Annotated in this window: 18 protein-coding genes; 11 read left to right on the forward strand and 7 right to left on the reverse strand. The window is 63.0% G+C overall.

The window, feature by feature from the left end; all coding sequences use genetic code 11:
- Window positions 1–185 (reverse strand): transposase (locus tag T331_RS19585; protein WP_155992740.1); only part of this gene is annotated, 185 nt, incomplete at its 3' end.
- Between the two features lie 216 nt (window positions 186–401).
- Here T331_RS19585 and T331_RS0114900 point away from each other — a divergent pair.
- Entirely contained in the window at window positions 402–617 is a 216-nt protein-coding gene (locus T331_RS0114900) for a hypothetical protein (RefSeq protein ID WP_008492750.1), read from the forward strand.
- 27 nt (window positions 618–644) lie between these two features.
- On the opposite strand, the gene T331_RS0114905 is transcribed toward T331_RS0114900, so the two are convergent.
- Entirely contained in the window at window positions 645–968 is a 324-nt protein-coding gene (locus tag T331_RS0114905) for a hypothetical protein (protein WP_155992741.1), read from the reverse strand.
- 140 nt (window positions 969–1,108) lie between these two features.
- On the opposite strand from T331_RS0114905, the gene fdhD reads away from it, so the two are divergent.
- The 7 genes from fdhD (at window position 1,109) to T331_RS20230 (ending at window position 6,262) form a co-directional block, all read left to right on the forward strand.
- Entirely contained in the window at window positions 1,109–1,918 is an 810-nt protein-coding gene (gene fdhD, locus T331_RS0114910; RefSeq protein WP_035180366.1) for a formate dehydrogenase accessory sulfurtransferase FdhD, read from the forward strand.
- 179 nt (window positions 1,919–2,097) lie between these two features.
- Window positions 2,098–2,595, forward strand: coding sequence for an invasion associated locus B family protein (locus tag T331_RS0114915; RefSeq protein ID WP_026440601.1), 498 nt, complete (start codon window positions 2,098–2,100; stop codon window positions 2,593–2,595).
- Window positions 2,586–3,755: a 23S rRNA (adenine(2503)-C(2))-methyltransferase RlmN gene (gene rlmN / locus T331_RS0114920; protein ID WP_026440602.1), complete on the forward strand. Its 1,170-nt coding sequence runs from the start codon at window positions 2,586–2,588 to the stop codon at window positions 3,753–3,755. The genes T331_RS0114915 and rlmN overlap by 10 nt, the downstream gene beginning before the upstream one ends.
- A 153-nt stretch (window positions 3,756–3,908) precedes the next feature.
- Window positions 3,909–4,832 (forward strand): IS1595 family transposase, encoded by a 924-nt coding sequence (locus T331_RS0114925; protein ID WP_035180369.1) that lies wholly within the window; start codon window positions 3,909–3,911, stop codon window positions 4,830–4,832.
- Between the two features lie 116 nt (window positions 4,833–4,948).
- On the forward strand, window positions 4,949–5,581 hold the full coding sequence (locus T331_RS19265; protein ID WP_211248740.1) for a hypothetical protein: 633 nt from the start codon (window positions 4,949–4,951) through the stop codon (window positions 5,579–5,581).
- Between the two features lie 209 nt (window positions 5,582–5,790).
- Window positions 5,791–6,120 carry a hypothetical protein gene (locus tag T331_RS20175; RefSeq protein ID WP_162173916.1) on the forward strand — a complete coding sequence of 110 codons (330 nt, stop codon included), beginning with the start codon at window positions 5,791–5,793 and terminating at the stop codon, window positions 6,118–6,120.
- Window positions 6,098–6,262, forward strand: coding sequence for a hypothetical protein (locus T331_RS20230; protein ID WP_169738209.1), 165 nt, complete (start codon window positions 6,098–6,100; stop codon window positions 6,260–6,262). Before T331_RS20175 ends, T331_RS20230 begins: the two co-directional genes overlap by 23 nt.
- A 609-nt stretch (window positions 6,263–6,871) precedes the next feature.
- On the opposite strand, the gene T331_RS0114945 is transcribed toward T331_RS20230, so the two are convergent.
- Complete coding sequence (locus tag T331_RS0114945; protein ID WP_155992744.1) at window positions 6,872–7,351, reverse strand: hypothetical protein; 480 nt, start codon at window positions 7,349–7,351, stop codon at window positions 6,872–6,874.
- Between the two features lie 223 nt (window positions 7,352–7,574).
- On the opposite strand from T331_RS0114945, the gene T331_RS0114950 reads away from it, so the two are divergent.
- The 3 genes from T331_RS0114950 to T331_RS0114960 all read left to right on the forward strand — a co-directional run bounded on the left by T331_RS0114950 (window position 7,575) and on the right by T331_RS0114960 (window position 9,293).
- The gene (locus T331_RS0114950; RefSeq protein WP_008492743.1) at window positions 7,575–8,267 is read left to right on the forward strand and encodes an SDR family oxidoreductase; all 693 of its coding nucleotides are present in this window, start codon (window positions 7,575–7,577) and stop codon (window positions 8,265–8,267) included.
- 121 nt (window positions 8,268–8,388) lie between these two features.
- The gene (locus tag T331_RS18590) at window positions 8,389–8,901 is read left to right on the forward strand and encodes a PadR family transcriptional regulator (RefSeq protein ID WP_051622414.1); all 513 of its coding nucleotides are present in this window, start codon (window positions 8,389–8,391) and stop codon (window positions 8,899–8,901) included.
- 89 nt (window positions 8,902–8,990) lie between these two features.
- Complete coding sequence (locus tag T331_RS0114960) at window positions 8,991–9,293, forward strand: DUF2218 domain-containing protein (protein WP_026440606.1); 303 nt, start codon at window positions 8,991–8,993, stop codon at window positions 9,291–9,293.
- A gap of 161 nt (window positions 9,294–9,454) precedes the next feature.
- Here T331_RS0114960 and T331_RS0114965 read toward each other — a convergent pair whose 3' ends face one another.
- From T331_RS0114965 to T331_RS18595, 4 genes are read right to left on the reverse strand one after another with little or no spacing between them, the layout of a single operon-like run.
- On the reverse strand, window positions 9,455–10,372 hold the full coding sequence (locus tag T331_RS0114965) for a lysophospholipid acyltransferase family protein (RefSeq protein ID WP_035180371.1): 918 nt from the start codon (window positions 10,370–10,372) through the stop codon (window positions 9,455–9,457).
- Window positions 10,369–11,313: a tetraacyldisaccharide 4'-kinase gene (lpxK, locus tag T331_RS0114970; protein ID WP_008492739.1), complete on the reverse strand. Its 945-nt coding sequence runs from the start codon at window positions 11,311–11,313 to the stop codon at window positions 10,369–10,371. Before lpxK ends, T331_RS0114965 begins: the two co-directional genes overlap by 4 nt.
- On the reverse strand, window positions 11,310–12,542 hold the full coding sequence (locus T331_RS0114975; RefSeq protein WP_026440608.1) for a 3-deoxy-D-manno-octulosonic acid transferase: 1,233 nt from the start codon (window positions 12,540–12,542) through the stop codon (window positions 11,310–11,312). The genes lpxK and T331_RS0114975 overlap by 4 nt, the downstream gene beginning before the upstream one ends.
- On the reverse strand, window positions 12,539–13,174 hold the full coding sequence (locus T331_RS18595; RefSeq protein WP_244876974.1) for a lysophospholipid acyltransferase family protein: 636 nt from the start codon (window positions 13,172–13,174) through the stop codon (window positions 12,539–12,541). The genes T331_RS0114975 and T331_RS18595 overlap by 4 nt, the downstream gene beginning before the upstream one ends.
- Between the last annotated feature and the right edge of the window lie 64 nt (window positions 13,175–13,238).

Consider the following 13,238-nt stretch of genomic DNA (forward strand, 5'->3'; position numbering starts at 1 on the left):
ACCGCCGTCCATTTGCCAAACATCTCCGGCAAATCTCGCCAACGCGCCGCATTGCCAGCCATCCATAAGATCGCATCAACAAAAAGTCGGTTGTCCACCCCGCTTCGGCCAGGGGTGCCAACACGGCCAGGCAAGTGACCCTCAATGCGGTTCCATTGTTCGTCCGTCAGTGTCCGTCTGCTCAAGGCAAGAACCCTCCTCAAGCCTTGAATCAGAAATCACAAACAAAGGGAATCTATGAATGCAGACACGACCTAAGAAATCTGAAAATTCGCCGCAGCGCGACGAATTTTTACCCGCCGCTTACCGGGAATAAAATTTGGCAAGATTGTGTTTTTGCGTTTGATGCCAGGCGCCAATTCCGCCTATGATTGCTCATCCGAGAACAAAGGGTGGGAACGATGAAACAGCTCCACACACTCTCTGCCGCTTCCCGGATTGTCGCGCTGAAGACCCAGCTTGCTGGCGCCGGCAGTCACGCGCAGGAACGTATCTATATCGAAGATGGCTGGGTATTTCGCGAACATCACGGCAAATATGTCGAATGTATCTGCCGGAGCGATGAAATCGTGAAACCGGCGGACGGGCCGCAAAGCCTGCGTACCGGCCGGGGTTGACCCGGCCGAAACCCGGCGCGCCGGCGCTTATTCCCCTGTCGGTTGCTTGGTGGTGCCGCCCGGCCCGGCGATGGGGACGGGCGAGCCGATCGTCGCGGTCGGGTGCAGGGCAATTTGCGGCAGGGTCGGGTTATTCGGCAGGGTGGGCTGGGTGCCGGCGGGCTTGTGCGCGGCTTTCGGCGCCGGCGCGCTGCTGGGCGGCTTCGCCAGGCCGGGCTGAACCACCGAGCTGTTGGGATTTTGGGTAATGGTCGCCGTACCCGTCGTGGCGCTCTGCGCCAGGGCGGCGCTGCCCAGCCCCATCGCCATCATCAGCCCCAGAGAGGATCTATCCAACGATAACCGGACCATCGCACGCTCCTTACATCTCGGTCATCTGAGATATAGGCATAGACCGGCGGATTTTCATATGCGCGAACCGGTTATGTTTGCGTATCGGTCCGGCTTGCGGCACCTCTTGCGCTTTCACCGCCACACCCTAATTTGCCGCCATGGTGCCTCCCCTTCCCCCGGTTTCGTGCAGTTGGCCGGCCCAGCGCCTGGCTGACGGAGACGCCCCGCAGGCGGTGGCGCGGCAACTGGCGGAAGAGACGCCGATCAGCCTCAGCTACAATACCATGCGCCACGCGGTGATGATGGCCACAGCCCGGGATATCGAGGATTTCTGCGTCGGCTTCTCGCTGACGGAAGGCATCGTGGCGCGGGCCGAGGAGATCCGCTCCATCGCCCTGACCGCCGGCCCGGAGGGGATCACGGCCGATCTGCGCATCCCGGCCGAGGCGTTTCATAGGCTGATGCAGGCGGCGCGGCGCACCGTGGTGGGCCGCACTGGCTGCGGGGTTTGCGGGGTGGAGGATGCGGGCCAGATTTTGCGGCCCTTGCCCCGCGTGCCGGACGGGAAGCCGGCATCGCTGGCCGCCATCCGCCATGCGTTGGGCACGTTGGAGACGCATCAGGCGCTGAACCGCGACGTGCATATGGTGCATGGCGCCGCCTGGTGCGGGCCGGACGGGGAGATCAGGCTGATCCGCGAGGATGTCGGCCGGCATAATGCGCTGGACAAGCTGATCGGGGCGGGGATGCGCGGCAGGGTCGATTTCGCCGATGGGTTCTGCCTGCTGACCTCGCGCTGCTCTTACGAGATGGTGCAGAAGGCGGTGATTGCCGGGATGCGCGCAATTGTGGCGATTTCCGCGCCCACCGGGCTGGCGCTGCGGGTGGCGGAGCAGGCGGGGATGACGGTGCTGGCGATCGCGCGGCGCGATGGCCAGATTTTGTTCACGGGAACTATAGCGGAATAAAGCTGTTTGGCGCCGCGTTTCTGAACATTGCGCGGGGTGAGATTGCCGCGCCCCCACAACACTGTCTGGGTCTGAGGCGGGTGATATCGGCAAAACTTTTATAACTTTATGCCGTGGCTTTGGAAACGGTAATCAGGTCCGGCTTTCATGTGGGCGGCGTTTGTTTTAAATGCTCGCCCATGAAGAGATTGCTCGCCACCTCCCTGCTCGCCCTGCTCCCCGCCTCCGCCCTGGCCGCCGGCCCGACCGCCCTTGGCCCCAATGGCGGCAAATATGGCGATTGGACAGCCGCCACCTACGGCACGGGCGCGGCCAAGATCTGCTACGCCTTCACCACTGTGCAGAGCGCCAAGCCGGCCATTGCCTCACGCGGCAAGGTGATGCTGACCGTGACCAACCGCAAAGGCTCCGCCAACGAGGTGTCCGTCACCGCCGGCTATGATTACCCCAAGGACGCGAAGGTGAAGCTGAGCGTCGGCCCCCAGGATTTCGGTTTCTACACCCAGAAGAATGTCGCCTTCACCGCCGATGGCGCGAAAGCCGTGGCCGCGTTCAAATCCGGCAATGACGCGGTCGTCACCAGCCCCGGGCCGAAGGGCAAGATCACCGTCACCGACCAGTTCTCCCTCTCCGGCTTCTCAGCCGCCTACAAGGCGATATCCGACGCATGTCAGTGACACTCGACCTCACCGCCGCCGAGCGCGAGCGCATCCTCGCCAAGGCGGCGCATTTCTCGCCGCCGCCGCATATTCTGCCGGATGGGCGGCGGGATCTGGTCGGGCTCTCGCGCGAGGAGCTGCTGGAGGAGGTGGCGGCGTTCGGCGAGAAGCCGTTCCGCGCCAAGCAGCTCTGGCACTGGATCTATCACCAGGGCGTGCGGGATTTCGCGGCAATGTCCAACATCGCCAAGCCCTTGCAGGAGAAGCTGGCGCAGCGCTTCGTCATCGGCCGGCCGGAGGTGGCGACCGACCAGCTCTCCAAGGACGAGACCCGCAAATTCCTGTTCCGCTTCCGCGACCATGAGGCGGTGGAGACGGTGTATATTCCGGACCGCCAGGAGGATCGCGGCGCGGTCTGCCTCTCCTCCCAGGTCGGCTGCACCCTCTCCTGCCGCTTCTGCCATACCGGCACGCAGCGCCTCTCGCGCAACCTCTCGGCGGCGGAGATTGTCGGCCAGTTCATGGCGGCGCGCGATGCCTATGGCGAGTGGCCGAGCCCGCGCGGCGAAACCCCGCGTTTGCTCTCCACCATCGTGCTGATGGGCATGGGCGAGCCGCTTTATAATTACGAGAACGTCGCCAAGGCGATGAAGATCATCATGGATGGCGAGGGCATCGCGCTCTCGCGCCGGCGCATTACCCTCTCCACCTCCGGCGTGGTGCCGATGATGGACCGGGCGGGCGAGGAGCTGGGGGTAAACCTGGCGGTGTCGCTGCATGCGGTGCGCGATGATCTGCGCGACGAGCTGGTGCCGCTGAACCGCAAATACCCGATCAAGGAGCTGATCGAGGCGTGCCATCGCTATCCCGGCGCCTCGAACGCGCGGCGGATCACGTTTGAATATGTGATGCTGCGCGGGGTGAATGATTCCGAGGCGGAGGCGCATGAGCTGGTGCGGCTGATCGCCGGATTGCCGGCGAAGGTGAATCTGATCCCCTTCAACCCCTGGCCGGGCTCGGCCTATCAGCCTTCGACGCCGGAGGCGCTGAAGAAATTTGCGGCGATCGTGATGCAGGCGGGCTATGCCTCGCCGATCCGCACCCCGCGCGGGCGCGATATTCTGGCCGCGTGCGGGCAGTTGAAGAGCGACGTCGAAAAGCAGAACGCGGCGGAATAAGTTATAAAAGTTTTTGGTGCCGCTTTTTTCAAAAAGCGGCGAAGAGGCCGGGGCGTGTGCAACGCCGTCGTCAACACCCCAGACGTTTTGCAACCCTTTTTGAAAGGCGATATTATACTTGCCAAACCCAACCGCATTATGTAGTGTTTGGGCATGAGCATTCTCAATGCGCCCTATTTTCAGGATGAAGAAGCGGCATACGCGAAGCTGGAAAGCGTCGTGTGGCCGCACGGTCCTGTTTGCCCGCATTGCGGTACTATGGAGCGCATGAAGCGGCTTGAGGGTAAGGCCACCCGCCCCGGTCTGTATAAGTGCTACGCCTGCCGCAAGCAGTCCCGCGTCACCGTGGGGACTGCGTTTGAGAGCAGCCATGTCAAGCTGCACGTCTGGCTGCAAGCGGTCTATCTGATGTGCGCCAGCAAGAAGGGCATCAGCAGCAACCAGCTTGCCCGCGTGCTGGGCGTGACGGTCAAGACCGGCTGGTTCATGAGCCAACGCATCCGCGAGGCTATGCGCTCTGGCGGCTTGGAGCCGCTGGGCGGTTTGGGCGCCGTGGTTGAGGCCGACGAGACCTTTATCGGCCGTAAGGAAGGTGCCGTGAAGCGCCGTGGTTACAGCCATAAGCGCGCCGTTCTGAGCCTCGTGGAGCGTGGTGGCGCGGTGCGCTCTTTCCATGTGGACGGCACCAGCACGGATGACGTTATGCCGATCCTTAAGGCCAATATCGCCAAGGAAACGGCGATCATGACCGATGAAGCCGGGCAATACCATAAGGTTAATCAACACTTTGCCTGCCATGAGTTCACCCGTCACGGGCAGGGCGAATACGTACGCGGCGACGTACACAGCAACACGATTGAAGGCTATTTCAGCATCTTCAAACGCGGCATGAAGGGCGTTTATCAACACTGTGCGGAGAGGCATCTGCATCGTTATCTGGCTGAATTTGACTTCCGCTATAACAATCGCGTGAAGCTGGGATTCGATGATAACGCTCGTGCAGACAATGCCTTAAGTGGTATTGTCGGAAAGCGGTTGACATACCGGGACTCGCTGGCGGTTGGCGCCACGGGCTGAACAAATGGGCCGTCGAAATGCAGTTTGGAACTGAGTATAGATTGGTATTGGAGGGTTTTACCCCTGATACCATTCCTATGTCTCGGCTCGCAGAATACTTGCGGCAAATGGCCAAAATGCTTGGCTATGAAGGCGCTGTGCATTTTCAACGCGTTGAAAACAACTGTACCGCTCTGGTTGCAAAAATTGATCCTAGGACAGCGGGTAAGGTGCGTGCCCAAGTTAGAGCGATCAGAGAAAAAAAGGCGCCTGCGGACGCAATGAACGCGTCTGCTGCCATCAATAGGATGGTTGCAGAGGACAAGACCACGGGTCTCCTTCGAGAGCAGAAGGGGGTGGTAATTCGTTTTCCTGGCACACGTCCCGCTCAAAATATGGCGCTGGAAGTTCCTGACGAGGGGACGGTTATAGGCTATCTGTATATGCTCTCTGACGCAGGGCGAGAGTTCCATGCGCGGATAAAGCTGGAAAGCGGCAACACGCTTATGTGCACCGTCACCGACGAAATCGCAAAGAAGCTTCGCAGTCACTTGTTTGAGACGGTTAAAGTGTCCGGCCCCGGCATATGGGCAAGAGACACTGATGGTGCGTGGGCGGCCCTCAAACTTGAGATTAAAGAAGTTGTTCCTGTTAAATCTACGAGCCTCCGCTCCGTCATAGACGAGCTGCGCCAGATCGATATTGACTGGCCAGAGGATGTTTTTGAGACAAATGATGGCCACGACCAAAATGGCAGCCATCTCCAGTGATTGTTGCGTTTGACAATACCTTTCTGTCGCTAATTCTAAATCCCGCGTCTCAGCCAGGAAGGGACCCTGCAACAGGGCAAGTCGTCGCTCACTGGAAGCAACGGATTGAGGCCCTTGTTGATCGCCTTAGTGAATCTAAGGTTAAAATAATTATCCCTACTCCGTGTTTGGCGGAATCTCTTATCGGAGCCAGGGACATTCAAAAGATCATGGAAGTCATAAAGTCCTATAGCGTGATTCAGTTGGCGCCATTTGATGTAAAAGCTTCGATTGAATTGGCTATTATTACTCAAACCGCACAAGGTGTCGGTCTTAAAGCCTCTGGAACCAAGCAAGAAGTAAAGTTTGACCGGCAAATAGTAGCCGTAGCAAAGGCGTCAGGCGCTAAGGTGTTTTATACGGATGACTCATCCCAGAGTAATTTCGCGGCTCATGCCGGGTTAACGGTGAAGCATTCCTGGGAGCTAGACCTGCCGCCTGAATATGCTCAACGCGACATACAAGAGATATTAGAAGATGCCCCAGCCTCCCAAGGATAAAAGCCAGATTGATCGCTTCAAGGAGGCCGCCCGCCAGCTTGAGGTGGACGAGAGCGAGGCTGCTTTTGACGAAAAGCTGAAAAAGCTTGCCCAACCACCGGGGGGAAATGCTACGCTAAAGAATCCACCGGAAAGCCAGTGAGGCGACATGAAAAGCTCAGTTGTTATCGTTAAAAACGATGAAATTCCCGTGACTTGGACCGTAGAAGCCAATGATATAGACAACGACGGGTCCGTTGACGTGACGATCTTCTCTGGCCCTGACGCTCAAGCGAGGGCGCATGAGTATGCCGTCTGGAAATACCAGGGCGCCACGGTCGAGCGAGAGTACGCCTAACCGCGCGTCTCTACATCAACAATCGTAATGCATGAATTTGGCCTGGAGTGACTTGTGCCCGTGTGCCATGGTCCATCCTGAATGTCGAGACCATCAATCTTGGCAATTTCAAAGCAGCGCCACTGACCGCCTGGCGGTAGACCGTTTGAGCTACCGCCTTCAAACTGAAACGCCATGACGCGGCGCTTTCCGTCTCTCATACCAACGGCATGAGGACAGCAGACCCTAAGATGGCCGTCATAGTAGAATGCGGCCTGCTGCCGGTTCAAAACCGCAGACCGCAATAACTGATATGTGTCCATAGAACCCCACGACTCGGTGAGGATGTATCATACCAGATATTGTTGCGGGTTTGGCAAGTATAATATCGCCTTTTGAAAAAAGGGCTGCACCCCAAAAACTTTTGCAACTTTTTCAGGCCGTCGGCACGCCCGGCGGCTGGGCGGGCTGCGGCGGCCGGGTCTCAATGATTGCGGGGCTGGCACCCATCGCCGGTGCCGCGGGCGTATCCGGCGGCGGCGAGGCCAGGCAGCCGCGCACGGTGTTGGCACAGAACGCATCCACCGCCGCCACCGCATCCTTCTCGCCCACATACCGCACCGACGTCACCTTGCCGTCATCCACCCGGAAAATCGTATGGCAATAGCCGCCATAGGATTTGCTGATGCCGCCAATCAGCGGAATGGTCAGCCCGGTCGAGCTGGTCGAGGTCGCGTAATAGGTGAGAATATCGGTGCCGCCGAAACTGGCTTTCTCATCCGGCACCCCCGCGCAGGTCTCCAGCTGTAATTCCGTCAGCCCGACCAGCTGGTGCTGTGCCTTCAGCGCCACCCGCGAATCATTCACCGCACAGCCGCCCAGGCCCAGCAATGTCAGCAAAATCATACGCCGCATGAAGATCCTTTCCCTGCCGTATAGGTTTGCTTAACCAAGCCATCCACGCCCGCCCACCACCAAAACATGAAGACGAAGTAAGGCGTTACCACGCCGCAACACCCACGCCCCTGCGCCGCAACATAAGCTTACCTTTGGAAAGCCTTATTTTCGCTTGAACATGGTCATCTTCTCCCGACATCTCCGGCTGAGGATGGCCAAAGCGAAGACAGGAGACCGAGATATGGGCGTGTATCTGATCAGTGGCGGGGCCAAGGGCATCGGGGCCGGCATCGCGACGAAATTGCTGGCGGACGGGCATCGTGTCGTCATCGCCGACAAGGCCAAGCCCGAGAGCAGCGCCGCCCGCGCGGTGATCTGCGATGTCTCGGACCCCGCGCAGGTCGCCAGCCTGTTCACCGGCATCGAGGCGGTGGAGGAGCGGCTGGACGGCATCATCTGCAATGCCGGCTTCATGATCCGCAAGCCACTGGAAGAGCTGACGCCGGAGGAATTCAACGCGGTGCTGGCCACCAACCTCACCAGCGCCTTTCTGCTGGTGCGCTGCGGCGCCAAGATGCTGCGCGCCAGCAAGGGCGCGGTGGTCACCATCGCCTCCACCCGCGCCCATATGTCCGAGCCGGATACGGAATCTTACGCCGCCTCCAAAGGCGGGCTGGTGGCACTCACCCATGCGCTGGCGGTCAGCCTGGGGCCGGATATTCGGGTCAACTGCATTTCGCCGGGCTGGATCGATACCGGCCATTACCCGATCCGCCCCGAGGACGACGCCCAGCACCCGGCCGGGCGCGTCGGCAAAGTGGAAGATATCGCCAATCTGGCGGCGTTTCTGCTGGGGCCGGATGCGGAATTCATCACCGGGGCGGAGTTCACCGTCGATGGGGGGATGACCCGGAAGATGATTTATGCCGAATAGATTTGACATTCGACTGTGTTTAGATATATCTAAAACTATCTAAACCATCAGAAGGATGAATCCTCTTATGAAACCCCATCATTTTTTCGGCTCTCGACACGAACATCCCGGCCGTCGCTTCATGCGCGACATGCGTGAGCGGCTGGAGGAGCGTGACACGCGGCACCATCGCGGCGGCCGGCTGAAGCGCCTGCTCGAACATGGTGATCTGCGGCTGCTGCTGCTGAACCTGATCAATGAAAGCCCGCGTCATGGCTATGAGCTGATCAAGGCGATCGAGGAGCTGACCGGCGGCGCCTATGTGCCCAGCCCCGGCGTGATCTACCCGACCCTCACCATGCTCGAGGAGATGGGCCAGGTTGAGGCGACCACCGAAGGCGCGAAGAAGCTCTTCACCATCACCGAAGCCGGGCGCGAAATGCTCAACCGCTCGCGTCCGGTGCTGGATGCGATGCTGGAGCGGATCAGCCTCGCCAGCCCGTCCCATGCCTCGGTGCTGCCGGTGCGACGGGCGATGGAGAATCTGCGCACGGCGCTGCGGATGCGCTTTGGCGGCCGCGATGCCGATGCACAGACATTGGCCCAGGTGACCGAGATGATCGACGATCTGGTGCGCAAGATCGAGGCGCTCTGAGCCGAGACGACCCGCGCGGGGGAAGCCCCGCGCCTGACGACCAAGGCGGGCGCGCTGCCCGCCTCCAGGAGAGAAGGAGACCGCGACGCATGAATGCCACGGCCATCATCCCCACCGCGCAGGCGCGGGACTATCTTGGGCAATTTGTCAGCCATTTCGCACCCCGGCTGCCGGCGCTGCGCGAGGCGGACAATAGCGCCGGGGAAGTCAGTTTTTCCGCTGGCCTCTGCACGCTGGACGCGGATGCGCGCAAGCTCTCCATCATTGTCAATGCGGGTGACGCGCAGGCGCTGGAGGCGTTGAAGCGCACCATCGACCAGCATTTGCTGCTTCTGGCGGCGCAGGAGGAGCTATCCATCGAATGGAACGAGCACCCGGCGCCGGAGGGCTGATTGAATCATTTGCAAAAGTTTTTGGGGGGCGGCCCTTTTTTCAAAAAGGGCCGCAAAACGTTCGGGGTTTTGGCAATGTCTGTGCCAACACCCCGAACGTTTTCGCCGCTTTTTTGTAAAAAAGCGGCACCAAAAAACTTTTGCAATTTTACAGGCGGGGTTTAAACGCTGCCCTTCGGCCAACGCCGGTGCAGCCACAGCCAGTCCCCCGGGCGCGCCCTCACCCACCCCTCCACGATCCGGTTCATCGTCCCGGTCAGCGCCAGCAGATCCGCCTTGCGATCCCCACTCTCCGGCAGCGCCAAAGGCGGCTCGATCACCACATGCAGCCGCGCCGGGCCCTGCCGTTCGACATGGATCGGGATCACCGGGCACTGGAATTTCAGCGCGAAACTGGCCAGCGCGTCCATCGTCATCGCCGGTTTACCGAAGAACGGCACGCTGAGCCCGGTATCCAGCTTCTGGTCCACCAGCAGCCCCAGCGCCCCGCCCTGGCGCAGATGCGCCAGCGCCGCGCGCCCCCCAGCCGCCCCTTTGGCGAACATTTTGACCGCGCTGCGATAACCATCCCGGCGCAGGCCACGCAAAATCTCATCCACCGCCGCGTTCGAGGCGGCGCGGTACATGAAGCCGAATTCCACCCCGCTGCGCTCGGCGATCAGCGGCATGATCTCCCAATTGCCGATATGGGCGGTGAAGAACAGCAGCGGCTTGCCGGGGACGATGTGGGGGAGCACATGCTCCTCCCAGCCCGACAGCGTATAGCCCGGCGCGGTGCTGCCTTGGGGGTGGCGGGTCATCGCCCGCAACCGCACCAGCTCGGCGATGCTCTGGCCGAGATTGGTCCAGACATCGCGCAATATCGCCTGGCGCTGCGCCGCGTTCAGCTCCGGCATCGCCAGGCGCAGATTGGCGTCCCCCACCTTGCGCGTCACCGGCAGCAGCGGGCCGATGCTGCGCGTCACCGCCCCGCCCAGCCGGGACGCCGTGGTCACCGGCAGCGCCCGCAGCAGCCCGATCAGCCCGCGCACCAGCAGCGCCTCGGCCCGGGCGGTAAGAGACAATGGCGGGCGGCTCATGCGCTCAGCAACAGCTCCAGCGCCATCTCATCCTCCCAGGCCAGATGCGCCTGCACGACCAGGCAGGCGGCGCGCAAATTGGCCGGCAGCTTGACGAAATCCTTGGCCGTGGTGACCAGTTTGGCGCCCTTATAAGCGGCCTCGGCCAGCAGCGCCGAGGCATCGCGCGCCTCATAGACGTGATGGTCCGGATAGGCGTGCTGCGCCACCAGCTCCGCCCCCAGCGAGAGCACGGAGCGGAAGAATTTCTCTGGCCGGCCGATGCCGGCGAAGGCGATCACCGGGCGGCGGCCCAGCGGCTCGGCGCAGTCCGGCACCAGATGCGCGCGCAGCACCGGCATCGAGGCCGGCAGGCGCGCCAGCGCCCCGGTCTCGTCCTCACCGATCAGCACCGCGGCGTGGCAGCGCTGGGCGGCGACCTCCACCGGCTCGCGCAGCGGCCCGGCGGGCAGCAGCAGCCCGTTGCCAAAACCATAACCGCCATCGATCACCAACAGCGAGAGATCCTTCTGCACGGCCGGGTTCTGCAACCCGTCATCCATGACGATGGCGGTGGCGCCCTCGGCCAGAGCCAGCCGGGCACCGGCGGCGCGGTCGCGGGATTTCACCGTGGGGGCAACATCGGCCAGCAGCAGCGCCTCATCGCCGACCTCGGCCGGGCTGTGCAGGCCGCGCTCCACCAGCAACGGCCCGCTCAGGCTGCCGCCATAGCCACGGGTCAGCGCGAAGGGATGGCCGGTCAGGCGGGAGAGGATATCCAGCGCCACCACCGTCTTGCCCGCGCCGCCGACACCGGCATTGCCGACACAGATGGTCCGCACACCGATCTCCAGACCCGGCTTGCGCAGCCGCCGCGCCGTCGCGAGACGGGTGACCAGCCCAAAAGGGCGCAGCAATTGCGCGGTGGGGCCGCGCCTGGTCCAGAATGTCGGGGCTTTCATGGCTCGGCCCCCAAGATGAGGCCAACGAGCCGTTCAGGCAATCGCTCCGCGCCTGCAAAAACCGCCTGCCCGCGCGCGCCGGCCGCATGCGCGGCCGCCGGGTCCGCCAGCCAGCCGCGCACGGCTTCGATAAGGCCTGGAACATCAAGCACATCCAACAGCGCCCCGGCGCCGCGCAGGCGCGCCGCCGCCTCAATGAAATTCTCAAGATGCGGCCCGCAGATCACCGGCCGGGCCAGCAAAGCCGGTTCGACGATGTTATGGCCGCCGAACCCCGTCAAGGAATTGCCGACGAAGGCGAAGGGGGCGGCTCGGAAGAACAAACCCAGCTCGCCCAGCGTGTCGGCGACATAGACCTGGCCCGCCAGCGGCATCTCGCCCAGGGAGCGGCGCGGGGCGCTGCCGCACAAGGTCGCCACCTCGCCGCCGCGCTCAGGGTGGCGAGGGACGAGCAGCGTGACCAGATCGGGATAATCGGAGAGCAGCGCCTGATGCGCCGCATAAATCTGCGCCTCCTCGCCCGCATGGGTGCTGGCGGCGAGCCAGACCGGGCCGGGAATCGCGGCTTGCAGCCGGGCCAGCGCCGCATCCTCCACTGGCAAGGGGGCGGCGAAGAATTTCAGATTGCCCCATTCGCGCACATTGGCCGCCCCCAGCCCGCGAAACTGCGCGGCATCGCCGGCGGATTGGGCGTGGATGGCGGCAAACCCACCGAGCAGCCGGCGCGCCGTTTTCGGCACGCGCGCCCAGTTGCGGGCCGAGCCGGGCGACATACGGCCATTGACCAGCACCCGCCTGATGCCCCGCGCATCGCAGCCGGTGAGCAGGTTGGGCCATATCTCGCTCTCCAGAAACACCGCCACATCCGGGCGCCAATGCTCCAGAAACCGCGCCGCCCAGCCCGGCACATCCAGCGGCACGAATTGATGCACCACGCCGGGCGCCAGGCGCTCTTGCGCCAGCCTGGCCGAGGTGACGGTGCCGGTGGTCAGCAGCACCGGGCCGCGCGCCACCAGCAGCCGCAGCAACGGCAAGGCGGACATCGTCTCGCCGACACTCGCCGCATGCACCCAGACCAGCCGCCCCGCCGGACGCGCCAGGCTGGCGATGCCCTGGCGCTCGGCCAGACGGGCGGGGATTTCCTTGCCCCTGCCCGCGCGCCTGGCCAGCATGCGGGTGAGATAGGGTGCCGCCAGCGCAGTGGCGGCGGCGTAAAGGCGCAGGATCACGGCTTTGCCCGCGCCTGGGCATCATCCAGCGCCGCGGCGATGGCGGGCAGCGCCTCCCGCCACGCGTCGCGTGGCACCGCCAGCGGCGCGCCGCAGACCAGCACCAGCCGGCCGAAGGGCAGCGGGATGCGCATCCCGTCCCAGCTCTTGCGCAGCGTGATGAAGCGGGTGGTGGCCGCGCCGCAGGGCAGGATCAGCGCGCCGGTCATCCCCGCCAGCGCCGCCACCCCGGGGGCCGGCACCCGGGCGGGGCCGCGCGGACCGTCCGGGGTGATGACGATATGGCTGCCGGACTGGATCAGCCGCACCAGCTGATGCAGGCTGGCCGCGCCGCCCTTGGAGCTGGAGCCGGAGACCAGCCCCAGCCCCAGAGCGCGCATGATATTGCCGATGAGCTGGCCATCGCGATGGCGGCTGGCGAGCACCGCGGCCGGGCGGGTCATGCCGGCACGCCGGACCTCGCGCCAGAGGGCCGGCATGGTCGGCAGGGTTTCATGCCAGAAGGCGGCGATCATCGGCGCCGTGCCGGTCAAGGCGCGCATATGCACCTCGCCCTCGATCCGGCAGCCAAACTGCAGGCGCAGCGCCGCTTGGATATACAGGGCCAGAAGCCGGGCCAGACAAGCCCGCACGGGCTCGGATTTCAGGAAGCCGCTCACAGCCGCGCGGGTAGCATCAACCGGCCGGCATTGCCAA

This window comes from Acidocella facilis ATCC 35904, from assembly GCF_000687875.1.
GTDB lineage: Bacteria > Pseudomonadota > Alphaproteobacteria > Acetobacterales > Acetobacteraceae > Acidocella > Acidocella facilis.